13 protein-coding genes and 4 pseudogenes are annotated in these 24,097 nt (G+C 32.0%); 10 read left to right on the top strand and 7 right to left on the bottom strand.

Features of this window, described 5'->3' with window-relative positions; genetic code table 11:
• Positions 1 to 109 precede the first annotated feature (109 nt).
• The 3 genes and pseudogenes from TERY_RS36475 to TERY_RS07110 form a co-directional block, all read right to left on the bottom strand.
• Positions 110 to 466: a glycosyltransferase family 2 protein gene (locus TERY_RS36475; protein WP_370496784.1), complete on the bottom strand. Its 357-nt coding sequence runs from the start codon at positions 464 to 466 to the stop codon at positions 110 to 112.
• Between the two features lie 84 nt (positions 467 to 550).
• A pseudogene (locus TERY_RS36470) lies at positions 551 to 952 on the bottom strand (glycosyltransferase); the annotation flags it as partial.
• Positions 953 to 1,268: 316 nt separating this feature from the next.
• Positions 1,269 to 2,363: a glucose-1-phosphate thymidylyltransferase gene (locus TERY_RS07110; RefSeq protein ID WP_011611194.1), complete on the bottom strand. Its 1,095-nt coding sequence runs from the start codon at positions 2,361 to 2,363 to the stop codon at positions 1,269 to 1,271.
• Between the two features lie 1,362 nt (positions 2,364 to 3,725).
• On the opposite strand from TERY_RS07110, the gene TERY_RS07105 reads away from it, so the two are divergent.
• Positions 3,726 to 5,828: a hypothetical protein gene (locus tag TERY_RS07105; protein ID WP_155994353.1), complete on the top strand. Its 2,103-nt coding sequence runs from the start codon at positions 3,726 to 3,728 to the stop codon at positions 5,826 to 5,828.
• 1,166 nt (positions 5,829 to 6,994) lie between these two features.
• Here the strand turns inward: TERY_RS07105 and TERY_RS07100 are convergent.
• From TERY_RS07100 to TERY_RS07095, 3 genes are all read right to left on the bottom strand, one after another.
• Positions 6,995 to 7,234: a hypothetical protein gene (locus TERY_RS07100; protein WP_044136536.1), complete on the bottom strand. Its 240-nt coding sequence runs from the start codon at positions 7,232 to 7,234 to the stop codon at positions 6,995 to 6,997.
• Between the two features lie 76 nt (positions 7,235 to 7,310).
• Positions 7,311 to 7,448: a hypothetical protein gene (locus TERY_RS32630; protein ID WP_155994352.1), complete on the bottom strand. Its 138-nt coding sequence runs from the start codon at positions 7,446 to 7,448 to the stop codon at positions 7,311 to 7,313.
• Between the two features lie 163 nt (positions 7,449 to 7,611).
• Positions 7,612 to 9,315, bottom strand: coding sequence for a transglutaminase domain-containing protein (locus TERY_RS07095; RefSeq protein WP_011611191.1), 1,704 nt, complete (start codon positions 9,313 to 9,315; stop codon positions 7,612 to 7,614).
• 404 nt (positions 9,316 to 9,719) lie between these two features.
• Between TERY_RS07095 and TERY_RS07090 the strand changes: the two genes are divergently transcribed.
• From TERY_RS07090 to TERY_RS32625, 6 genes and pseudogenes are all read left to right on the top strand, one after another.
• Positions 9,720 to 11,798: a ShlB/FhaC/HecB family hemolysin secretion/activation protein gene (locus TERY_RS07090; RefSeq protein ID WP_011611190.1), complete on the top strand. Its 2,079-nt coding sequence runs from the start codon at positions 9,720 to 9,722 to the stop codon at positions 11,796 to 11,798.
• Between the two features lie 932 nt (positions 11,799 to 12,730).
• Entirely contained in the window at positions 12,731 to 13,597 is an 867-nt protein-coding gene (gene bchL, locus TERY_RS07085) for a ferredoxin:protochlorophyllide reductase (ATP-dependent) iron-sulfur ATP-binding protein (RefSeq protein WP_011611189.1), read from the top strand.
• A 38-nt stretch (positions 13,598 to 13,635) separates the two neighbouring features.
• Positions 13,636 to 14,883 carry a DUF5331 domain-containing protein gene (locus TERY_RS24970; RefSeq protein WP_011611188.1) on the top strand — a complete coding sequence of 416 codons (1,248 nt, stop codon included), beginning with the start codon at positions 13,636 to 13,638 and terminating at the stop codon, positions 14,881 to 14,883.
• 765 nt (positions 14,884 to 15,648) lie between these two features.
• A complete protein-coding gene (locus TERY_RS07075) occupies positions 15,649 to 17,046 on the top strand; it encodes a ferredoxin:protochlorophyllide reductase (ATP-dependent) subunit N (RefSeq protein WP_011611187.1) in 1,398 nt (465 codons plus the stop codon).
• A gap of 755 nt (positions 17,047 to 17,801) precedes the next feature.
• The gene (locus tag TERY_RS27565; RefSeq protein WP_081432415.1) at positions 17,802 to 18,020 is read left to right on the top strand and encodes a DNA cytosine methyltransferase; all 219 of its coding nucleotides are present in this window, start codon (positions 17,802 to 17,804) and stop codon (positions 18,018 to 18,020) included.
• A gap of 28 nt (positions 18,021 to 18,048) precedes the next feature.
• Positions 18,049 to 18,174: pseudogene (locus tag TERY_RS32625) on the top strand (DNA cytosine methyltransferase); the annotation flags it as partial.
• A 337-nt stretch (positions 18,175 to 18,511) separates the two neighbouring features.
• Here the strand turns inward: TERY_RS32625 and TERY_RS30190 are convergent.
• A pseudogene (locus TERY_RS30190) lies at positions 18,512 to 19,237 on the bottom strand (IS1 family transposase).
• A gap of 293 nt (positions 19,238 to 19,530) precedes the next feature.
• Here TERY_RS30190 and TERY_RS32620 point away from each other — a divergent pair.
• The 3 genes and pseudogenes from TERY_RS32620 to TERY_RS07050 form a co-directional block, all read left to right on the top strand.
• Positions 19,531 to 19,794: pseudogene (locus TERY_RS32620) on the top strand (DNA cytosine methyltransferase); the annotation flags it as partial.
• A 107-nt stretch (positions 19,795 to 19,901) separates the two neighbouring features.
• Positions 19,902 to 20,564 (top strand): DUF3318 domain-containing protein, encoded by a 663-nt coding sequence (locus tag TERY_RS07055; protein WP_044137240.1) that lies wholly within the window; start codon positions 19,902 to 19,904, stop codon positions 20,562 to 20,564.
• 1,749 nt (positions 20,565 to 22,313) lie between these two features.
• Positions 22,314 to 23,324, top strand: a complete 1,011-nt coding sequence (locus TERY_RS07050; protein ID WP_011611183.1) for an exopolysaccharide biosynthesis polyprenyl glycosylphosphotransferase — start codon at positions 22,314 to 22,316, stop codon at positions 23,322 to 23,324.
• The last annotated feature ends 773 nt before the right edge of the window (positions 23,325 to 24,097 follow it).

Here is a 24,097-nt window from a genome sequence, read left to right as displayed (position 1 = left end):
CTGAGAACCCAGCAATATATCCCAGGGCAACCCAACATTTTTACTTCAAGGTTCAGATCAGGCCAAAATTTATCCAATTACATCATAGTTTTTTGGCTTTAACTTAGCTCTACAAAAACCTACGATTACATCTGATAAATTTCGATATCGCTTTGATTTTAACACGAGCTATTTTATAATCTATTAGTAGGCTAACTAAAGCAGCTATTGTAATTCTAAGTAATCTATATATTAAAACTAATTTATTTGTATGTTTTGCTAAACTCAACAGGTAGCTATATATGCTATACTCAAGTTTTAATCCTGGTTGTTTACTAGTAATAGAAGATGGTTGATGAATTACAGATATTGTTTGAGTAATAGCTATTTTATGACCTTGTTTTTTATAGCGTCTACAAAAGTCAAAATCCTCGTAGTATAAAAAATAATCCTCATCAAACTCAGGGCATTTTTCAAAGTTATTCATGTTGATTAACATGCTGCATCCTGTCACCCAATCTGTGATTGATGTTTCTGTCTTGTAAAAAAAATTATTAGCAATTATTTTTCCAGTTTCAGGAATAAAATTCCCGCCACCAAACCAAACTTTACCTGTGGGTTCATAGACAGTTGTTCCTAATATAGAAATTTCAGGATTTTTTCCTAAAAAATGATATGCTTTTTCCAGAGAATCAGGTAATAAATAAGCATCAGGATTAATTAACCAAACTATTGCTTGAGGATTTTGATTATAAATCCAACTTAATCCTAAATTGCACCCTTTGCCATATCCTAAATTAGTTTCTGAATTAATAATAATTGTCTTGTTATTTTGGAGTTGATAAATAGACTTATCATCAGTAGAATTATTAATAATAACAATATGACTAAATAGATCGGTAATTAATTTAATAGAATTAATTAATTTTTTAATTAATTGAGTTGAATAGTAATTAACTGTTAAGAAGTATATAGACTTAGTATTTATATGAGTTTCTCCTAATCTACAATTTCAATTTTTTGTCAAATTCTAATAGTTATAAATATAATAATTATCAACATATTGCTTTGCTAAACACATTAAAAATATTAATTTGTAGGTTTTGTTGCTCGAAAGTGCGGTCTTAGGTTATTCCTAAGAGAAGTAACTGCCATGGTTTCCACAGAGCAAAAAGCTTTGGGGATACAGAGTTTGTTTTGATAAGTCATGTTCTACAAACCTTTACCGCAGACAGCTCTTCCCCATAAACAAAGTTTTTAACAAAATAAAAAGCGCTATAAAGTATAATCTATGTTAATTCTATTTGACTATCATCTCCAATCATAAACCGTAATGCTTTAGGATGTTGTGGAGCATTAATTAATTGAGCACGACGACCGAGTAAACTATCAACAATACGTTGATTAATTTCAATAATTTTTGCTCCTTGTAATATAACACTATGTTCTATATCAACATCAATTAAAGTCACATTATCAGCAATACTACTATAAGGACCGATAAAACAATTTTCTAGGTAACAGTTATCACCTATAATTACAGGACCACGAACACTACTATTGATTAGTTTTGTATTTTTACCCATTTTTACCCTTCCTATAATTTTACTTTTAGAATCTATTTCTCCATTTATTGACTTAATTATACGAGTATCTAAAATAATTTGATTAGCACTAAGTAAATCATCTTTTTTACCGGTATCTAACCACCAACCTTCTAAGATGCTTGCTTCTACAGAAATTTCAGGTTCTTCACCTGAAATTTGTTGGTCAATTAAATATTGAATAGCATCTGTAATTTCTAATTCTCCTCTCTCTGAAGGTTTAATATTAGCAATAGCATTATGTATTTTTTTAGAAAATAAATATACACCTACAAGTGCTAAATCTGATGGTGGAACTTTGGGCTTTTCAACTAATCTTAATACTCGTCCATTATCATCTATTTTTGCCACACCAAAAGCAGTAGGATTAGGAACTTTACGTAGCAAAATCAAAGCATCTAGTTGCTTCTTTTTAAAAGTATCTAAAAAATTCCCTAACTGACTTTCAATAATATTATCTCCGAGATACATAATAAAAGGAGAATCTCCCAAAAATGGTTGAGCAGTTTTAACAGCATGAGCTAAACCAGCAGGTTTATCTTGGAGAATATAAGTAATATTTCCTCCAAATTTTTCCCCGTTTCCTGTTAATTCTTGTACTTCTTCTCCCGTTTCTGGACTAATAATAATTCCTATGTCAGTAACACCTGCTGCAATAATACCCTCAATTCCGTACCACAAAATAGGCTTATTAGCAACTGGTACTAATTGTTTTGTTCCTGTATAAGTAAGAGGACGTAATCTTGTTCCTTTTCCACCAGAGAGAATTAATGCTTTCATATTAATATTTTCGATTAGAGATTTTTGCAGTATTTTATGTTTTTTAGGGCTATTTTTTTTTCAGCTTAACATAAGGTTTACTAACAATCAATTGTAACTTTAATAAACTAAGGGGCAATTAAAAAAATATAGAAAGAGCTGTTTTTCTATTTTTTACTAATAATAAATACTATGATATAATTTTATTTTTTTTATTCTCAAATAATAGCTATATTATATTATCAATATAATACTTAGCAACTAAATTTTTATTTACTATCAATAGATAGTGCTAGAAAGATTTCAAGTTTAAAGATGTACAATATAAATGAATTTTTGAATCCACTTATCCTAGGAAAAACTTTATTGTTTCTTTTGTACCACTCTAATCTTTACCTTTAAAATTATTATCAATGTTATGAAAATAAGATTTTGATCAAAATTTAGTTATAAAAATATATTTTTTTTATAATTACTTAAAAGGTTTATAAAATTTGATTTTAATATCAAAATATTCTTTTATTATTATAGAAAAATTATCTATTTTTTTTCTCTGAATAAATTACAAATATACTTTAATGGTATTTCAAATAGTTAAGATTTAATAGAATTCTAGAGTTCCAAAAATAATTAAAATTAGTAGATGCATAGGTTATGGAACTAATAATTGTCTCTTTTTTTTCTTAAATACTCTTATTAATTTCTGTATTATTTGTCTATATATTTACAGTATAATAGTGAATGCAACTAATTTATTTACCAGCAATTTTTCATCTATCAATTATAGATTTAGCTGCCAAAGTTTTATTGTTTATAAAAAATATAACTATTATTTTTAAAATAGCTGATTCTAAAAAAGAATAAGAAACTATTCCCACAAATATCAAAACAAATATATTTCAAACCCGAAAAATAATCAGCTACAAAATAAGTTATTTTAAACCAGAGACTGAAAATACTAAATCTGATTTTTTTCATCCCCTGAAAAGAAGACCCTTGAGACCTGATTTTTTACTCATTTTAATAATTAAGAAGAATGAAAAGCCTTATAGCAGTTCTATATTAAAAAATATTTTTAGGACTTATACAACAACATAAAATCATGCAGTATTTTTTAGCGATTAACCCCTCTTAACTATTACTATATATGGTGTTTATAGGTAATTCCTAATTTTTTTCTAAGGTAGTTTTGTATCTAAATCTCACTTGTCCTTAGGTTTGGAAATAAACCCCGACAGTTTTTTCACAAATTATTTATGATTACTATATAACTTAATCACAGATAATAAAAGATAACTTTCCCTAAGTAGTCAGCTATAAAACATGAAAACTCACTCTTTTTTCAAACCGTTAAATACTAAATTAAATTCACAGCCTAGCTTTTTGACTAATATAATTATTTTCTTGACAGTAGTTTTAATAATTATTGCTATAACATCAATATATGTATCCAATGAAGATACAATTTATTGGTGGGACTTTGTAGGATATCAGAATGCTGCGAATAATTTAACAAATTTATTTAGAGTATCCTTTCAAAGAGCTATTGATGATATTAATGGTTCTTTATCTCAACAGAAAAATTATCTAATTACATTGCCATTAATCCCATTTCTCTATATTTTTGGCAACCAAAGAATTATCTATATCTTGAGTATTAATCTTATCTATTTATTACCCTTTAGTTTATTACTAGGAGCAATAGCTATAAAATTAATTCCCGTTCATTCTCGATGGGTATTTTGGTCAACTGTAGCGATCGCTTTACTAATACCTATGAGCTGGAGCCCGAGTTTAAGAGGATATCCCGATATTGGGGCAACTTTATTTATTTTATTGGGGGCTTTATTTTACTTAAAAAATATTAGATTAACTACTTGGTGGCAACTTCCTATTATTGGATTTTGTCTAGGAATATCTATAGTTTTAAGACGACATTTTGCTTATAGTGTGATCGCCTTTATAGGAGCTATTAGTTGTCAAATTATCCTCGACTCTTTAACTAATTTCAAATTTAGTAAAACTTCTGTGAAAAGACTTTTAGAAGGTGCTATAAAAATTAGTCTTATTTCCCTAACTTGTTTCCTAACTATATCAATTTTTGCCTGGGGCTTTATCCAAAACTCTTTAACAGAAAATTATCGAACTCTTTATGCTGCCTGGAGCTTATCAATACCTGACATATTCTGGCGTTACAGCTGTTTCTATGGCTTAATAACTTTACTATTAGTTGCCATAGGATTTTTTGTAGGAGTTATGAGAAAATTTTTAATTCCATCTACTACTATTTTTCTCTTATTATTCGGAATATTTTCTGTAGCTGAATGGTTGATTTTACTCCGCTATGGCAATATTCATTACTCTCTACATTTGACACCGATAGTAGTTTTAGGACTATCCTCATTTATTTGGATAACTATTCATACTTTTCGACGCAAAACTAGATTAATTATTTTTAGTATTGCGGGAATATATTTAATTATTAATCTCATCTTTGGTTTAACTCCTATCGGTAAATTTAATAACCCTCTACGCCCATTATTTGCTAGTAACTTTTCCCCATTAATTCGTTCCGACTACAATCAAGTTTTACAGTTGACTGATTATCTAAATAAATTAGCACCGAATCAAGAATTAGTGTATGTAGCTGCTTCTTCAAATCAGTTTAATGCTAATATTATTAGAAACGCTAACCGGATAATTAATCCGAAAAATTGGTCGAACTTAAAAGCAATAAGTAAACCACATATTGACACCCGTGATACTTACCCATTGCCAGAATTATTAGCAGCACAATATATAGTCATCGCTCATCCATTTCAGAGAGTATTATTAACTGATGAACAAGTCTTAAAACCAGGGCAACAAGATTTAGTCAGATTTGTCTATGATGCCTTTACTCAAAATTTATCTATTAGTCAAGATTTCCAAAAATTGCCAGAAGAATTTGTTTTAGATGGAGGAGTAACTGTTAGTTTTTATCAAAGAATTCGTCCTACTTCTATAAGCACTGCCCTACAAACTTTATCAGCAATGCAAAAACAAGTTCCCCAGCGTCCGGGTAGACAGTTAGACTGGATAAGTTTAAATCAATCTCCTTATATTACTTATAACTATTCAGCAGTTACTCAAGTTTCAGATAGTGCTTATAATTTAATGACAGATCCTTCAGATATTACTAAGCAAACATCTAAATATTTTCTCTATTTAGGGCAATTATCTTCTTCTATAAAAATCACTGGTAAGCTAGATTTTCTTCATCAAGAATGTAATGGTTTATCTCTTAAGTTTTCTATATTAGATGACCAAGGAATTTTGCTTGATACAAATGTCAATAATTATTTTCCTGGAGTTGATTCTGATTTTATTTTTTCTCTAGCAGGTAAAAATCCTGTTTATCTACTTCTAGAAAATATCAGTATTGACGGTGATAATTTAACTGATAAATGTGGATGGATAATTAATCATCTAGTTGTTGATGACTAGAAAAAAAATCCAGGGATAATTTATAATATTATGTATATTTTCTCTTTAAGAAATTTCCATGGAATGTCTATACCTATTCCTCAGTTATGAGTTCGATCTGAACCTATATATACTTTTTCACCAAGCTCTAAATCGGTATTTTTGGCGATTATCTTTTATCCCCAATAATTCATAACTGAGTTTTTTGTAAGTTATATCTTTTATCCCCAATAATTCATAACAGGGTTTTTTTGACTTATTTATTGAATTGATTATTTTGATATATTCTTATTTTTTGCTTTAAATTTTATCGGTAGTTTCTTAATTTACGAGAATACTTTAAATTATTTAATGGGCATTTTAAATTGCTATACAGCGATTTATATTTCTTTTTTTATCGCAATTTTGGCTTTAGTAATTACTGTTTCAACTTTTTTAGTTTCGTCATCTAAGGTTAATTTACTTTCATTTTGGTTGTAAATTAATATTCTTGTACTCATAATTTCGACAATAATGATACTGATAGCAACACAGCGACAAAAACAATAAATATTACTTCAGTCAATAACGCTCCCACATTAGACTTAGATGGGGATAACAAGAGTGGAGCCACAGGCAGCGACTACACAATAACCTTCACAGAAGGAATAGCAGTCGCCATAGTCAAAAGCCATGTTAGTATCACAGACGTAGACGAAACCTTCCGGCGACCATGAAAAACCCCCCTAGAAGTATAAATCATTTTCCAATTTTCGCTACCACCCAAGTCTTCTATTTTTTGTTGAGCACTTCCCTAAGTAAGGTTAGTAATAATGCCTGAGTTCTTGAAAGTTAAAACTTCAAAAGTAAATAGTTCTTCTTTTTCTGATTTTTCCTGCTCACAGTAACACATTGTAATTTTTTAATTTGGGATGAAGTACAATAGCTTGGTAAAACTCAGCGATCGCCTTATCATATCTTCCCTAGTCATAGTGCCTAACATCAAAACTCAAGTCACTTTCAGCACCCTGAGTTTGAGATAGAGTAGCATCAACAACATTTGTAACAGTCTTATTTTCTGTAGGCTAAGGAAGCCAGACAGCAACCACCTTTTGAGACATTCTCAAATTTATCTTCTCAAGGTAAACAGCTCGCTAATGCTAAACAATGCGCAATATGTAATCAACACTAGCCAATAGTAACAATATCTAGAGAAATGCTATAGACCATAGATAGAGGTATTGCCCAGGTATTGTTTCAAGATCTTGGCTTTCAGATAAAACAACATTATCAGAATTTGTCATCCTCAGGTTTTCTTTAGTCACAACAGCAGTTGGCCTTACCAATATTTCCCCAACCTCCGGTGATACAACTCTCAAAAAAGTCAAAATCAAAACCTCCTTCCCATATCCATCAACCCTCCTCAACCTACCCAGATGAATACCCACCAACTGCACCGCCTCATCAAGTAAAAAAGGAAAGATTTAAATAATAATAGAGGAAAATTTCTCTTCAAACACCACTTTAAGGGCCGCTTTTATCTCTCTTTTGACGTCTGCGATCGCGCCACTCAGACGCCGTTAAGTATATAATTCCTCCCGTCACAATTAACATTAATCCCGATGCAGCAATGGCCATAATATTTATTAGTGTTAATTCCACAACTCCTCCTTATACCCTAGATTTTGTCTTCCTAAATTTTACCAAATAGGAAGTAAGTAATAGAGAATAGAAAAAAAATTATCTCATTAAATCTCAAAAATATTTAGATCAATAATTATTATTTTCATTGTTCATTATTCTCTATTACTTCTAACTTTTATACTTACAATTCTAACAATTCTTCTAAAATTGTAAACCTGATATGATTGATTGCCAAATTACCAATTGAAATTTTTTCCTTATTATTTTCCTTATTAATAGAAACCCCTTTATTTTTGATCTCTTCAAATCTAATTCCCTTACCAATTTCCACATGATACCAAGCCAAACCCATAAAAAACCTCAAGGGATAAGGACCACCTTCGTATAAATCATCTGGATTTGACTCCATAGGAATCCAACCAAAACCAGGTATATAAAACTCTAACCATACATGATTAAAATCAGGTTCTAAAGGCACACCTTTTCTATCAGCAAAAGCCGGGCATTTATAGTGACCTACTGTACGACAAGCAATACCATTTAATCGTGCTAAAGCTAACAGTAATCCCACATATTCTCCACAGGAACCAATACCTCTTTTCAGCACAATATCAGGAGTATCAATCTTAACTGTTAATCCATAAGAAAGATGATCATAAACATAATTTCTAATACTTAGAAGTTGACGTAATATATTAGTTTCTGTAGAAACAGCATCTTTCGCGGCTTTAATAATTATCTCTTTATCCATTGACAAATTATCATTATCCACCAAATATTTTTCTTTAAAACCTGATGGAAGCTCCGGAATATTTTCTACATTAAAAGGTTGAATTTGGTACTTAATTGCCCTAACTTCTAATAAAGCCTTCCAGCCAAATATTCGCCTTTCAGTTTGACGCAGTGGTTTAAATCTAAAAACAGCAATTTTTTGACCATCTTTGACTTCTTCAGTAAAAGGCATTCCTATAGGAGAAATTTCCCTAACTTTTTGACGATTAGTTTCTGCAGGTAAAGCAATACGCCATTCTAAATCTTCTAAAAATACTTCATCTAATGGTTCTAGTTCCTCTACATAAGATATCTCAATTAAAAAACCATTAGAAACAGCATATTTTTCCGGCTCATTGTAATAAAAATAAAGGGGGTGTATAAAAGTACGTTCCCGTCGACTTAATTCATACTGTTTTTCCGAATTCGGGTTATCTCTAACGTAAAGTTCATCTCCAGAATAAGCTATATAAAGTTGTCGCTCTCCCGTATTTAAATTATTATAAAATGCCAATCCAGTTGGAAATTCAAAAGGAGTCAGCACGCTAAATTTAACTTTACCTGTTCCTCTATCTAGACAATAAACAGTTTGCTCTTCGCGATCGCAAACCCATAATTCCTCATCTTGTACTGTAATATTTTCAAACCCTATTCCTGGAGAATAAAATCTCGTAATTTCTTGTTTAGTATTTTTGTCAAAAACTAGAATCTTACCTAATTTTTGACAAGTCACATAAACAGTTGATTCCCGGACAGCAATTCCATTAGCAGTATAAGGTAAAGTGAAAAAATGTTGCCATTTTAAACGTTTTTCTGATGAATTACCAACAGCATTGAGACAGAAATAGATTTTATTTTCCCATGTCAACCAGAGAGTATCTTTCCAGATAGAAATACCAGTAACATCAATAAACTCATTAGTTTGATAAGGATTAATAATAATTGTGTTATCTGTTTTTGGATTAATTTCTAACAGAAAACCACGGTTTTTGTCAATAGCATAGAGAGTCTCTCTAGAAAAGGCAATACTATGTAGTGAGGTGACTCCAACTGGTCTAATTGTCCGTGGCCAATAATTTTGTTTTTGGGAACTCTCAGATGATTCAAAGTTCATATTAAATTCAGAAGCAATATTTTTAGAAAAACTTTTTGGGTCTTAAGTGATTTGCAAGGGAAAAATAATTCTTTCTTAGCTGTCAGTAATAATTTCCCCAACGGGAGTACAATTGGTTAATACTAAAATTAGCATAGCACGGTTATGTTGTCTGTCATACTAAGGCCAGAATGAGAACTGCTACATATTAAATTCGGTAGTATCGGTATAAATAAAATATATGATTATGGGGATAGTATTAAATGCTCTACTGTCCCTGACATTTCTATCTCATCAAACCTGATTTTTCATAAATAAAACTGTACTCTTTAGTATACTTAATATTATCCCATAAACTTAAGAGGGATCAAGTATTTTATTTTTTTGTAAGTCAAATCAAAAAAACCAAGATAGTAACTATTATCATGTTAAAGATTATCACATTAATTTCTAGTACATTTATAATTATTTCCTTATTGGATAATCAAGCTATCTCCAAAACTACTGATGTTGATAAATTATTGAATCAAACTTCACTAACCACTAACAAAAAAAATATTTCATCATTCAAAAAATATAAATTAACATCAGCATTAAGTTCTCAATTGATTGACAAATCTGGACAGAAAAAAGTTAATTACAAAAGTTTAATATCTCAATTAAAAAAAATAGAAAAAATAAAATTAATCCCAGATTTAAAAGTTTATCCTATAGAAAAAAACATCACACAAACTTTACCCAATAGTCAGCAAATACTTACTTCCTTTGAAATTATTAATACTTTAAATACCAGCCAACCAAAATATACTCAAAAGACTCAAAATCCACCAAGACCACCAGAATCACTAGAAAATCCCCGACCAGATCCAAATCGCGATCGCTTCCTCCAACCCCTTCCCCAACCAACCATACCAGAAATTCCCAAAGATAAGGAACTAAAAAAAACACCACCACCTCAACCTCTACGACAAGACCAAAAGCAACTAAATCAGAAAATTCCCGTGCAGAGAGTTTTAGTAAATGGAAGTACAATTTTTACCCCACAAGAAATTAAGACTCTTGTTGAACCATATGAAGGGCGTAAGGCTACTCTATTAGAACTTCAGCAACTAGCAGATAAAATTACCGAAATCTATCTAGAACTTGGCTATATTACCTCAAGAGCAATTCTACCTCCCCAAAACATTAGGGAGGGAGTAGTTAGGATTGAAATTATAGAGGGCATTTTAGGAGAAATCAAAATTGAAGGTACAAAAAGATTACACAATTCCTATATAGCAAGTCGGATACAACTTGGGGCGGGAAAACCATTGGACACCGGTAGACTAGAAAATCAATTACGGTTACTTCGGGCGAATCCTTTATTTGAAAATATTGAAGCTAGTTTGCAAACTAGTGAAACCCTAGGGGAAAGTATTCTTATTGTTCGTATCAAAGAAAAAAATCCCTTAGAGTTGAGTATGAATACTGATAACTATTCTAATCCCAGCGTAGGTTCTGAACGAACTGGTTGGACTGCACTACATCGTAACCTAACTGGGAGAGGCGATTTTTTTGTGGCATCTTATAACACTACTAGGCTATTTGACGATGAATCAGATGTTTTTGACTTTATTTATAATTTGCCTATTAACTCCATGAATGGTACTTTGCAGGCAAGAGTTGCCCCTAACAGTAATAGAGTTGGCCAAGATTTTGAAGATATTGAAATTAGTAGCACAACAGATGTATATGAATTGAGTTACCGTCAACCTATATTGAGAAAACCGAAACAAGAATTTGCCTTGTCTCTCGGTTTGAGTTATCAGCGCACAAAAACTTTCCTCAACGATGAACCTTTTAATTTTACAGCAGATACAGATAACACTGATAATGATGGTATTAATAGTACTACTGTGATTAGATTGGGACAGGATTATATTCTCCGAGATCCTCAAGGTGCTTGGGCTTTGCGATCGCAATTCAATATTGGTACTGGTTTATTTGATGCTACTGTCAGGAAGGATTCACAACCTGATGGACATTTCTTGAATTGGCTAGGCCAAGTACAAAGAGTACAAAGATTAAGTAGTAATCATTTATTGATTGTCCAGGGAGATTTGCAATTGTCCTCAACTAGTTTATTGCCATATCAACAATTTATTATTGGTGGTGCTTTGTCCTTACGAGGCTATCAGCAGAATGTCAGGTCTGGAGATAATGGTTTTAGATTTTCTATTGAGGACAGAATTACAGTTTATCGAGATGAGTCTGGTTTGCCATTGATACAGTTTACTCCTTTTCTAGATATTGGAGCTGTTTGGGATGATAGTAGTAATCCTAATAGTGACTCAAAACCCAACCAAAGATTTTTGGCTGGAGCTGGAATAGGTTTGATTTGGCAACTTGTGCCACAAGTCGATCTACGCTTAGACTATGGTTTACCTTTGGTGCACTTAGATGATCGTAGCAATAATGCTCAGGATTCCGGATTTTATTTCAGTGTAATTGTTCGGCCGTTCTGAAGAAACTCAGAACTCAGAATTCAGAAGTTAAAAAGTAGTCTTGCACAATAGGACTCTGAGGTAAAACTGGACTTAAAGCCTCCTCCATCCATCGGGCAACAATCCATGTTTAAATAAGATTGGTTCTTTACCCGCCTTGTCTTATAAATACTGTGGGAAAGAAGAAGTGCCTCGAAACTCTCCGCGCGCCCTCAAGCAGAACTTGTGAAGCCTTCAGGTTTTGGAGGAGCTTATTTCAACCAAAGCACAAATAAAAACCCATAAGAATTTTTGGTAGGTCGCCCTCAGGCATTCCCATACTTGAAACTTTATCAGAGCTAAGGTTCTGTTGTTTAACTCTGTCTCATAGCGGGGGAGAATATCAAGCCCATCAGCAATAGCCCTAATTTATCCGATCAAATTTTTTGTTATAAAAATTAACCTCAATCAATTATTATCCTTAAGAATCGAATTTACTAGAAGCTTAATAATTCAATAATCAAATTAAACTTGATATCAATTATAGTCTCAAAAGCTCTGATAACTTAGATTTAAGGCTAAATTTTTTTCTAGATATATGTTGTTATAAACATTTATTTAACTTTGTAACTATTTATCATAAAATAATTTAACAAAAATGTTAATCAATCTAAAATTTAGACTAATTACTACTAATAATGTAAAAAAATCAATTTTTAAGAGAATTAAAACTCAATAATTACTTTTACAACAGTTTATCAAAATTTCTCCCCTTTCTTTTCCACTGAAGTTAGACAATAATTTGATACACAAGCCCAAAAAATATACTTATAGTACTAGACAAATAGGGCATGGACATTTACAAATGCTAAAACTTCGTTAGAGATTGCTTCTCAGTTCTGAGTATGGACTAAATTTGAGCTTAGTATTAAAAATTCTTGTAGCCCTATTAGAGAATTACTAGGAGAAAAAAAGTGAAACTTTCAGTATACGGAAAAGGTGGAATCGGTAAATCTACAACAAGCTGCAATATCTCAGTTGCCTTAGCAAAGCGTGGTAAAAAAGTTCTACAAATCGGTTGTGACCCAAAACACGACAGTACATTTACCCTCACAGGATTTCTTATTCCCACAATTATTGACACATTACAAGAAAAGGACTACCATTATGAAGATATTTGGCCAGAAGATGTCATCTATAAAGGCTATGGTGGTGTAGATTGTGTAGAAGCAGGTGGACCTCCTGCTGGAGCAGGTTGTGGTGGTTATGTTGTTGGCGAAACAGTAAAGCTACTAAAAGAATTAAACGCCTTTGATGAATACGATGTAATCCTATTTGACGTATTGGGTGACGTAGTTTGTGGTGGTTTTGCTGCTCCACTCAACTATTCAGATTACTGCATGATTGTCACAGACAATGGCTTTGATGCCCTATTTGCAGCTAACCGCATCGCTGCCTCTGTGCGAGAAAAAGCTCGTACCCATACCCTACGTTTAGCTGGCCTAATAGGTAATCGTACATCTAAACGGGATTTAATTAATAAATATGTAGAAGCTGTACCAATGCCAGTGCTAGAAGTTCTACCACTCATTGAAGATATTCGAGTTTCTCGTGTCAAAGGCAAAACATTGTTTGAGATGGCCGAAACCGATCCTTCTCTACAATACGTTTGTAATTATTACCTGAATATCGCGGACCAAATTTTGGCTCTGCCAGAAGGAGTAGTACCTAGCGAATCTCCTGATCGTGATTTGTTCGCCCTGCTATCTGATTTCTACTTAAATCCCAGTAAATCTCATGTTATGTCAGAGGATGAAGAGCTTGACCTGATGATGGTTTAATAGATTTAGCTCTTCTCAGGATAAGGAATATAAAAATCATGGTTTTCTTTAAAGAATTATCAACGTCCCTAAAGCAAAAATGGTTAGAGTATTACAAAAAAAATCGCCCTTGGTTAATACTCCACATGACAGAACAAAATACAGTTCAGACTCCTGATGGAGGGAGGAGACCCGTGTCATACCTTATCCTGGGAATTCTCAATGCCCTGGAACCAGAATTAGAAGCATTAATGTTCCCTTTCTCTAAACTTAAGGCCGATGCAGATAGTCTAGTAGAGGTTTTAGGCTTAAATTTTGACCCTGATATTGCTATAGGCGAAAAACCAGGTTCTTCCCTAGATAAATCAACACCTATGAACATCAATCAAATAGGTGAAGACGATCAGGAGCCACCAGGGGGAAATTCACCACTTATGCCAGATACAATTGAGGATTCTAATGATTTAGGTACTGCTGCTGCTGCTGCAATTACTGGTGCAGCTGCTGTAGCTGGAGGAGTAGCATTGGCTGCAGGATTGAATCAAGATTTCGATGACTTAGCTGATAACGACCAAGGTGACTCAGACTTTGAACTCGAAAATGATAATAGTTCATTTATAGAATTAGATTCTGACTCAGAAGCAGATAATAGTTTAGACATAGAAATGGAGTTACCAACAGATAAGTTGGATACGGGACTAGATCCTGACTCAGAACCAGATGATGATTTTGCTCTGGAACTAGACTCTGACTCAGAACCAGATGATGATTTTGCTCTGGAACTAGACTCTGACTCAGAACCAGATGATGATTTTGCTCTGGAACTAGACTCTGACTCAGAACCAGATGATGATTTTGCTCTGGAACTAGACTCTGACTCAGAAACAGATGATGATTTTGCTCTGGAACTAGACTCTGACTCAGAAACAGATGATGATTTAACTGGCATTGACCTTGAAGATTTCGATGAGAATAGTTCTAATGATCTCACTCAGGGCAAAGATAGCTCGAATTTTATGGTAGAAGATATTCCTGAATCACTTGATGAGTCAGGATTAGATGAGCTTGATAGTGATGATCTGGATCTATTTGGTAAAAATTCTTCAGATGAAATTGCTGATATAGACCTTAGTGAATTAGGAAATGATAATGAATTTGATGATTTTTCTTCTAATGACCTAACAGACTTAGACTTAGATTTTGAGCTGGATGGAGAAGAATCAAGTTTAGATGAGGTGGCTCTAGATTCTTTAGTAGGAGATAAAAAGTCTTCTAATGATGATGATCTTGAAGGGTTATTGGGTTAAGTCTTAGGAATTAGGCAGGAAGGAATAAGCAAAGCTTATTCTCATTGTGGATTTAAAGGGGGGACTTAACAGTTACATAAAAACTTACTTTACTTATTTAAAATTACACATACATAGCAATATTGTAGCAGTGTGAGTAATAAGCAAAAACTATTTGAATAAGCAGCTTGAGCTTCCTTGGGATTCTGTTGCCTGAAAAGCGAAGATAAGTGACAAACTGAGGTCTAGTGGTATCAGAGTGAAACACCGAAGGTAGCTCCAAAGCTTATACAATTTACAAGCCATGTAAGTTTGGGTAAGTTTAGTCGAACGGATTATTTTACTAAAAAAAACAAAAAATTATCAAAAATCTTATTTGTCAATGCTATACCAATAGCATAGTTATTAACTTGAGTCAGAACTATTATGGCTTTAAGTATTTCTGTCACTGAATGCTCCACAAACAGCTTATAAATTAGCTCAAGTCAAAACTATTAGCTATAAAGCAATAGGATTTAGCTGATACCAGAACTATTATGGCATGGAGCTATGAAATGAGTTTTTCAGATTACAGAACTTCAAAAAAAATCCTTAAGTAAACCATATTGGATTATAAAGGATTTCAATTTTATCAATGTCCTAATAGTTTTTTGTAGTTCTATGTCTCTAAGGTTCTAGGATTTGATCCCTGGCCTCAAACTTTTAGAGAGTGCCATAAAAGCTAAATTTTACCATTCGCAAGCATCAATTCACCCCAAAAAATGTTCATAAATAGGAGTGTTTTTTATGAGTAATACGATTCAACCTGAAGCTTTAACTTTTGAGTGTGAAACAGGTAATTATCATACTTTTTGTCCGATTAGTTGTGTGTCTTGGCTTTATCAAAAAATAGAAGATAGTTTCTTCTTAGTAATAGGTACTAAAACCTGTGGTTATTTCCTACAAAATGCCATGGGAGTAATGATTTTTGCTGAACCTCGTTATGCTATGGCTGAGTTAGAAGAAGGTGATATTTCAGCTAAGTTAAATGATTATAATGAACTGAAACGTTTATGTTTACAAATTAAGCGTGACAGAAACCCCAGTGTCATAGTCTGGATTGGCACTTGTACTACTGAAATTATTAAAATGGATTTGGAAGGTTTGGCTCCTAAATTAGAGTCAGAAATTGGCATTCCAATTGTGGTTGCTCGTGCTAATGGTTTGGATTATGCCTTTACTCAAGGGGAAGATACAGTTTTAGCAGCAATGGCAGCTCGTTGTCCGAAACAAGTCTTAGAAGTAGAAAAAGAAGCAAAGAATGGCATACAAAAACTATTAAGTTTTGGCAGAAAAAAGGAGGAAGTTGCTGCAGAAAAATCTGAGTATGTTAACCATCCACCTTTGATTTTATTTGGTTCTTTGCCAGACCCAGTTGTCACTCAATTAACTTTAGAATTGAAGAAGCAAGGAATTAAGGTTTCTGGTTGGTTGCCTGCTAAACATTACACAGAATTACCAGTTATTGAAGAGGGATATTATGTGGCAGGTGTTAATCCTTTCTTAAGTCGTACTGCTACTACTTTAATGCGTCGTCGGAAGTGTAAATTAATTGGTGCACCATTCCCCATAGGTCCTGATGGAAGTAAGGCTTGGATTGAAAAGATTTGCTCTGTTTTTGGTATTGAACCTCAAGGTTTGGTAGAAAGAGAAGAGCAAATTTGGAATAATTTAGAGGACTATATTCAATTAATTCGTGGTAAGTCTGTCTTTTTTATGGGAGATAATTTGTTGGAGATTTCCTTGGCTCGTTTTTTGATTCGTTGTGGTATGACTTGCCCAGAAATAGGTATTCCTTATATGGATAAAAGATATCAAAAGGCTGAGTTGGAAATGTTGGAAAAAACTTGTCAGGAAATGGGTGTACGTTTGCCGAAGATTATTGAGAAACCTGATAATTATAATCAGATTCAAAGAATTTATGAATTACAGCCAGATTTGGTAATTACTGGTATGGCTCACGCTAATCCTTTGGAGGCACGGGGGATTAATACTAAGTGGTCAGTTGAGTTTACTTTTGCTCAAATTCATGGGTTTACAAATGCTCGTGATATCTTGGAATTAGTAACTCGTCCTTTGCGTCGAAATAATGCTTTGAAAGATTTAGGTTGGGATAAGTTAGTTAAGGAAGAAGCTAAGGTTTAATTGAGAGGTTATTGAGTAGAAAAATGACTAAGTTATAGATTGTAGTTACTAAAATAGTAGGGTAAGTTTTACTGGCTCTACTAATTTTTAGAATGAGGGTTAGTTGGAGAAAATTATAATTTTATTCACAGATTTTGTCAGAGCCAAAATTATGATAATTTTGGCAAAATTTACTTCTAATAAAAATAGTTTAGTTGGTGATAGTTTTGTGAATTTACTTATTTTATCAGATTTGTTGGATCTGAGGAGATATTTTTTCATCTTCAATAATTTTGGTTTAAGTGAAAAATAGAGAGTAATTTTTATTTCATGCATACAGCCTATTCCTAGTAAAGTCTAGTACCTTGGTTCTAGTAGATTTGATTAATAAGAATGAAAACTTTATTGCAGACTTCAAATATACTTAATAAACCTTAAATTCGCTATAGATTTGACTAGTTAACTAGAAATATAGGCAAAAGTTTATTAGTCAAATTTAATAGTCTTAATATTACCTCTATCAGGCAAGATTAAGTAATCAACAAAACATTAATATCCTTCAAGTGTTTATAATAAATGATGCCAAAAATCACAATATTTTCCTTTTTTTTATAGCTGTGGCTTTCTCGACTTAGGGTTTGAAAAACACTGGCTTTGAAGTTGTTTTTGTCAATTAAAAATTTTCTCCTTTTATTATAGGTTATCGTTATACTCGATAATTATTAGAAGTACCAGAACTAGAGTATGGATATTTAGAAGATTATTTAGTTAGTTTAATTGGAGAAAATGGAAAAATAAATTTACAAGAACTCATCAAAGATACTGCAATAAATTCTGATTTTATTGGATTTATTGGTGCTTCCCCTTCTCCTGACTTTTCAGTGGGAGGAAAAAACAGGGGTAAAAATGGAGAAAATGGTAAATTATCAGATGCTTATATTAAATTAATCTGTCAGCAACAACCAGATTTTTTTGTCTTTGAAAATGTTCAATGATTGATTATGGTCAACTAGGAAACATCGGGCATTTTATGATGAAATGAAACGTCAGCTTTACAGATACGGATATATAATTACCGAACGTTTAATTAATGCGATTGAATATGAAGTTCCTCAAGATAGACATAGAATTATTTTAATCAATTTTTGATTTAATTTACTCAAGGATAAAGCTTTTGAGATTAACTATAGTAAATTCATCCCTGAACATATTTTTCCCTGGAACAAGCATGTATTGTATCCTCAAAATTAAGTATTTTATTATCCTTGGCCTCAGACAAATACTTTTGTAGAAAATTTATAAATAAATTGCCTATAAGGAATACCTCAAGAACTGACCTTTGAATATTAGTTTAGGCAAAATAATGTTGTTTTTCATCCTAATTCAGAACATTATTTTCAACCAATATCAAGACGAATAAAATTTCAGACAATAGCAGAAGGAGATGATAAAAAAATCTGGTGGTCCTGTATATGTAGTGATAAAATTACAGTGAAGCGATCGCTTCATTATAATGATTAATGAAATACCAAATATCTCCTAGATGGGACCGAAGCTTTTTAGAAAAGGATAAAGTCTTTCTGACCAACCGAGAAATTCTTTGACGCAAAGTATTATTTAATCTTTCTATATAAGCTGTTCAACCTGAATATTCCCCACTGATTTATGTCTTGAATCAGGAAAAACAAGCTCGTAAGCTGACCCAAAATTTGTATAATAAACTGCACACGGCCTTAAGACACCGTGGGTTAGAATTCTATAATCTATGCTGCCCCTTTTTCTCCTCTTTCCCCTAAGTAGAAACCCACAATTTCTTGAGTTTCTATATCAATCGCTAACCACAGCCATTGTTGATTATTTTTATTGCCTACAAATGACCACATTTCATCACATTGAATGGTGAGTTTACCGGTTTTTTTTAGTACATTTAATAGAGCTTGAAACCTCAGCATACTTATTATTGACGTAATTCTGGTTCCATTTTTCTGACACACCTATTACACAGATTATACCAGCCAAACTAATTTTTTCTCTATTTTAATTTATCAATCAGTTCTTGGGTTTCATTACTAATATAATCTCTTTGACTATTTTCGACAAATTGTCAGAGACAATTTTGACATTTATATTTTTGTTTTTTGTTGTGAATAGTCCCATTTTTGACAATATGATTACTGCCACAACTAGGACAGATTAATTTATGAATGGACATCTGAATTATATAGATTTTTTCTTATTACTGTTATAGATAATAGCATACTTTTTTCATGATAGTTGAGCTTAATTCCTGATAGTTTGATAACTGATTATTATGTAGCGATCGCCTAGATAAAAATTTTAAATTATTAAGCCTAAAAAACTTAATGTTTTCAAGATTAATGTCAATAAATAATCATTTATACTGGCTTATCACTACATATACAGGACCACCAAAAATCTGATAAACATCTTCATTGATGGCGTTATTTTCCCGCTGCTTGTTATAGAAATAATGAAGTTAATTTACATCCAGATAAAGTCCGTCATCTTTCTACAGCAAAAACATTAGCTATCCAGTCTTTACCTAAAAAATTTGCTTTATCAAATAATATGACTCTCAGCCATAAGTTTCAAACTATTGGTAATGGGGTACCGTATTTAGCGGCTCAAGGAGTTGCTAAAACTATTCTTGATTTCCTCAATATGAAGAATATCCATTATCAAGAAGACTTGAGTCATCAATTAGAATTACCTCTAGTTTATTCTCCAAAAAGTAAGTATGTGGCTTGACTTAATTCTTTCAGTAAGGTTAAAAAACATACTGCCCGAAATCTTGGGGTAAACTATTTAAAGAAAAGATGATATCTGTTGAAAAATCTATAGGACTATTAGAAACTATGACATCTTATGCTACTACTACTGCCAGAGCAGAAATGAGTGAAATTAGGCGTCTCAAAGGGTTACTACCACCAGAATTACAAAGTTGGGTAATGGTAGAAAAATCTCTTGAAGTTAATCCTTCACTTATTCGCAGTGAGGAAATAGGCAAAGACCAGGTAGAGGTATCTATTGACCTAGCACGTTGGGAACAATTAGCATTAGACCAGCGTAACTTATTATTTTGGCATGAAGTGGCCAGAATTCAAAACGATACAATTCCTAGGGATGGTTGGGAAATGGCCGCCCTTGCTATAGGCTTGGGGGGTGCTGTTGGTGAATTATGGGTACAGGATGGTCTACTTTTAGTTCTGGCCTTGGCTTTGTGTGGTGTATCTGGGTATAGACTATACCAGAAAAATAATGGAGAGCGTAATCTCAAAGAGGCCATAGAAGCAGATGATAAGGCGATCGTTCTAGCAACTCGTTTTGGTTATTCGCTTCCCAATGCTTATAAAAGCTTAGGTAGTGCTCTGAAAACTTTAATCGAAGAAACTCCCAAAAAACGGCAGAGGGCAAAATATGAGGCACGACTTCAAGCTATCAAACGTAGTGCAGCTAAAGCAAAGGCAAGAGTAAAAGGAAGTCGTGAAACTTCACGTTCTGAAAATATATATAACTAGACAAGAGATATTGGGTGGGTTAGCTGGAAACTAATCAAAACTAGACTTAATCGGGAGTAACAACCCACTCAAATTGATATGGGTTATTTTGGTGTTATTATGGAGATATGATTAGGTTAATCAAAAAATTGACATCCTCTCCGACTTTTAGGCGTGGGGAGGTTCTTGCCAAATAAAGCTCTGGTGTAGCTTAATGTCTAACAGACTACTATACCCACCTCCGAAGGTTGTCTGATATTTCCATATTTTGTCTCGGACTGCTCCCCTGTGACTAATGAATTAATAAGATTATAACCTTATAAAAAACAACTAAAAATTTCCTCGCTGATAATAGAGGCTTTACACTAAATTTTTTGGTCAATCAATTAAACTTGATATCCCATAACTGACAAAAACTATTCTTAACTTTGATACTAAAAATTTATGTTACTATAACAATAATAAACTTAATCTTGCTATCAAGATGATAGCTTATAAGTACAGGCTAAAGCCAATTAAATCATAAGCCACAATTATAGAAATGTGGCTGTAGTTTTTGTATAAAAAGTACAACTATAGATGCTCTGAAGACTCCTCTTGTTGGAAAGAAAGTGACTGTTTAGTGAACCCTTGCCAATTAATAATACAAGTTCCCCAACTTAAAGATAGCTTAAATTATTACTCTTATAAAGAGTACTATTAGAAATAGGATTTTGTCAATGGGAAAGATAAATTTCTTGAATATCAATTAATTAATTAATTATCAGGTATTACAAGATTGTATTAGGCAGTTAAAATTTACCTTTGATGGGTAGTTTAATGTAGATTAAAATTAATAAAATCTAGGTAAACTAAGGTTTAAGGTAAAGTAGTTTTATCCTAATTTTACTTATATTATAATTAGGCTATATTGCTTTTAAGAAAAAAGATTAACTTACCCAAAATAGTTAAGGTAAAGCTACTTTTACATCGACCATTACTAGAGTTATTTAAAATAAAAATTCTTACTATTAATCCTAAAACTAAGTTTATTATGTAACTTGGTATTTAGAATATAAATCATTTCCTAGATTTAAGTGTGATAGTAAACCTACAGTATGAAATACTATAGTAATTGATATAGGGTTAAAAGATTTTTTGGTGACAAGCTCAGTATTATCTTAAAGATAAAAAGGTATTAAAAGCGTTCAAAAAAAAGACTTATATCATCTTATTAAATAGAAGTAAAAATAGCTGAATGCTCTGATAAAAGTTGCCGGACAAAATCAAAAAAATAGTAGAGAAAAGAAAATATTTCTACTTTCTCTCGCCCTAGAAAGTTATTATCTAAATCTGAAGTTATTACCTACGAAAACTTAAATATAAAAGGATTAGGGAAAAACAAGATTGAGCAAATCAATCTATGATCTAGGATAGGGTCAATTCCTAACTATTTTAACTATCAAAACGTTATTTTTATGTCATCCGTAGAACTTAAATGCTCCACAGAAGACAATAGCTGTGAATAGAATAGGGGTACAAGTCAAGATTTCTCAAATTATTGTTAGGAAAAAGTGCTACTAAAATGATCAAATAAGATTCATTCTCATCGGCACTGCGGCATATTTATGTGTCGCGATTAAAATTCAGCCAGAAATATAAAAAACTGGGTGGTGGGGTTATAGTAACTCCTTGTCCGAAGTAATAAATTTTAAATCTTCATTTTCAAGGAAATAACTTTTGCAGAAACAATAATAGTATAATCTTAAATAAAATAGGAATCAAAATTTCATGGTCAGCAAAATATCAGAAACATATTCAAAAAGAGATATAGAAGTAACTTTTAGGGAAAAAATTCCTGTGATTAATTTGCCTCTTCGTTTTACTGTCTCAGAGGCAAAATTATTTAAGCTAACTTGCCAAGAACTTTTCTCTCAAGAGAAGACTACAAGTAAGATTATTATTGATTTTAGTCAAACTAATTTTATGGATAGTTGTGGTGTTGGCTCTTTGGTGACAAATCTCAAGATAGCAAGGAAAAAAGATATAGATTTTATTCTTGATAATGTTAATTCTCAGGTGATGAGTATATTTTACCTAACTGAATTAGATAAAATTTTTACTATTGAACAAACTAAACAAACAGAGATTAAAGGTAGTTGGAAACCTGAAGAAAATCAACTTCCTGTTACTCATTCTTCTATTAAATCTTTGGTAAAACGCTTAATTGATATTGTTGGCGCTTTGGTAGGATTACTTATTACAGGTATTTTGTTTATACCAATAGCTATTGCTATTAAGTTTGATAGTCCTGGTCCGATATTTTTTTGTCAAATACGATGTGGTTGGATGGGAAGGCATTTTCGAATGTGGAAATTTCGATCTATGTGTGAAGATGCAGAGCAACTTAAGGGTCAAATTAAAAATCAAGCTCAAGGTGCAATTTTTAAGAATGAAAATGATTCAAGAATTACTAAAGTTGGTAGCTTTTTGAGGCGAAAGAGTTTGGATGAATTACCTCAGTTTTGGAATGTATTAATAGGAGATATGAGTTTAGTTGGAACTAGACCTCCAACTCCTGATGAAGTAGAACGTTATGAAATTCCTCAATGGCAACGTTTAGATGTTAAACCTGGCATGACAGGAGAATGGCAAGTTAATGGTCGTTCTCAAGTGAAAAATTTTGAAGATATTATTAGGTTGGACTTAAAGTACCAAAAGAATTGGAGTCTAATGTATGATATAAAGTTAATTATTAGGACTGTAGTAATTCTATTCAAGAAAAGTAGTGGGGCCTACTAGAGTGACTTATATTGGTTTTCACTTCATGACTATAAAACTTCTGCCTTTTGTATAAATGCATAGGTGCCTAATAGCTATAATCTCTGTATTTTATTTTAATGAAAACTGTTATAAGATACTTACTGTTGTGGTTTTTATCTTTTTAAATTTTAATTTCTTGAAACTAACTTATTAGTTTTATGTTAACCTACTGGGTAGTAACTGTATTCTAAGAATAAAGAATATCAAAAAATTAAAACTAACTTGTTTGATTAGAAAGATAAATTTTTATCTTTTTTTATAATTTACCTTTCATTCTTTATGGTATAGTTATTAACTAAAGTAATACTTAAGGCGTACAGTTAATTTTTGGCCTTATAATTAACTATAACTAATTGTATACACTACAAATACAGTAGATTTTTAAACTAAATAATTCTGAAATTTTTGCTCTCTCTTAGAGTGGAAAGTCATAATTTTTGCTTAAGGAAAATAGTAGAATATTGATCTAATTAAAGATTAAAATAAAAAAGCTAATGTAGTATTTTACCTATGTCAGTCCACTACAGAAACCCTAAATTAGTTCTGAAAAGTTGTGAAAATTTTAATTATAGATAATAAACTGCGAAAAATTTCTAAAATTTATAAAATTATGACTTCTGACTTTAGCTATAATTACCGAAAGTTACTTTAAAATCAAAATTTACAGTATACAAAATATTACTTTTAACTTTTGAGTTCTGAATGCCTTAGTCGGGGTAAAAAAGTATTACTACCTTTCCAGAGTAGCAAGA

The sequence above is a fragment of the Trichodesmium erythraeum IMS101 genome (assembly GCF_000014265.1).
In the GTDB taxonomy this organism is placed as follows: Bacteria; Cyanobacteriota; Cyanobacteriia; order Cyanobacteriales; family Microcoleaceae; genus Trichodesmium; species Trichodesmium erythraeum.
The sequence above is the reverse complement of the archived record's forward strand: the minus strand, read 5'-3'. Positions and strand labels throughout refer to the sequence as shown.

Coding starts and splice junctions, on each gene's coding strand:
- TERY_RS36475 (WP_370496784.1), bottom strand. CDS start 466: ATGAATAACTTTGAAAAATGCCCTGAGTTTGATGAGGATTATTTTTTA.
- TERY_RS07110 (WP_011611194.1), bottom strand. CDS start 2,363: ATGAAAGCATTAATTCTCTCTGGTGGAAAAGGAACAAGATTACGTCCT.
- TERY_RS07095 (WP_011611191.1), bottom strand. CDS start 9,315: ATGAACTTTGAATCATCTGAGAGTTCCCAAAAACAAAATTATTGGCCA.
- TERY_RS07090 (WP_011611190.1), top strand. CDS start 9,720: ATGTTAAAGATTATCACATTAATTTCTAGTACATTTATAATTATTTCC.
- TERY_RS24970 (WP_011611188.1), top strand. CDS start 13,636: ATGGTTTTCTTTAAAGAATTATCAACGTCCCTAAAGCAAAAATGGTTA.
- TERY_RS07075 (WP_011611187.1), top strand. CDS start 15,649: ATGAGTAATACGATTCAACCTGAAGCTTTAACTTTTGAGTGTGAAACA.
- TERY_RS07055 (WP_044137240.1), top strand. CDS start 19,902: ATGACATCTTATGCTACTACTACTGCCAGAGCAGAAATGAGTGAAATT.
- TERY_RS07050 (WP_011611183.1), top strand. CDS start 22,314: ATGGTCAGCAAAATATCAGAAACATATTCAAAAAGAGATATAGAAGTA.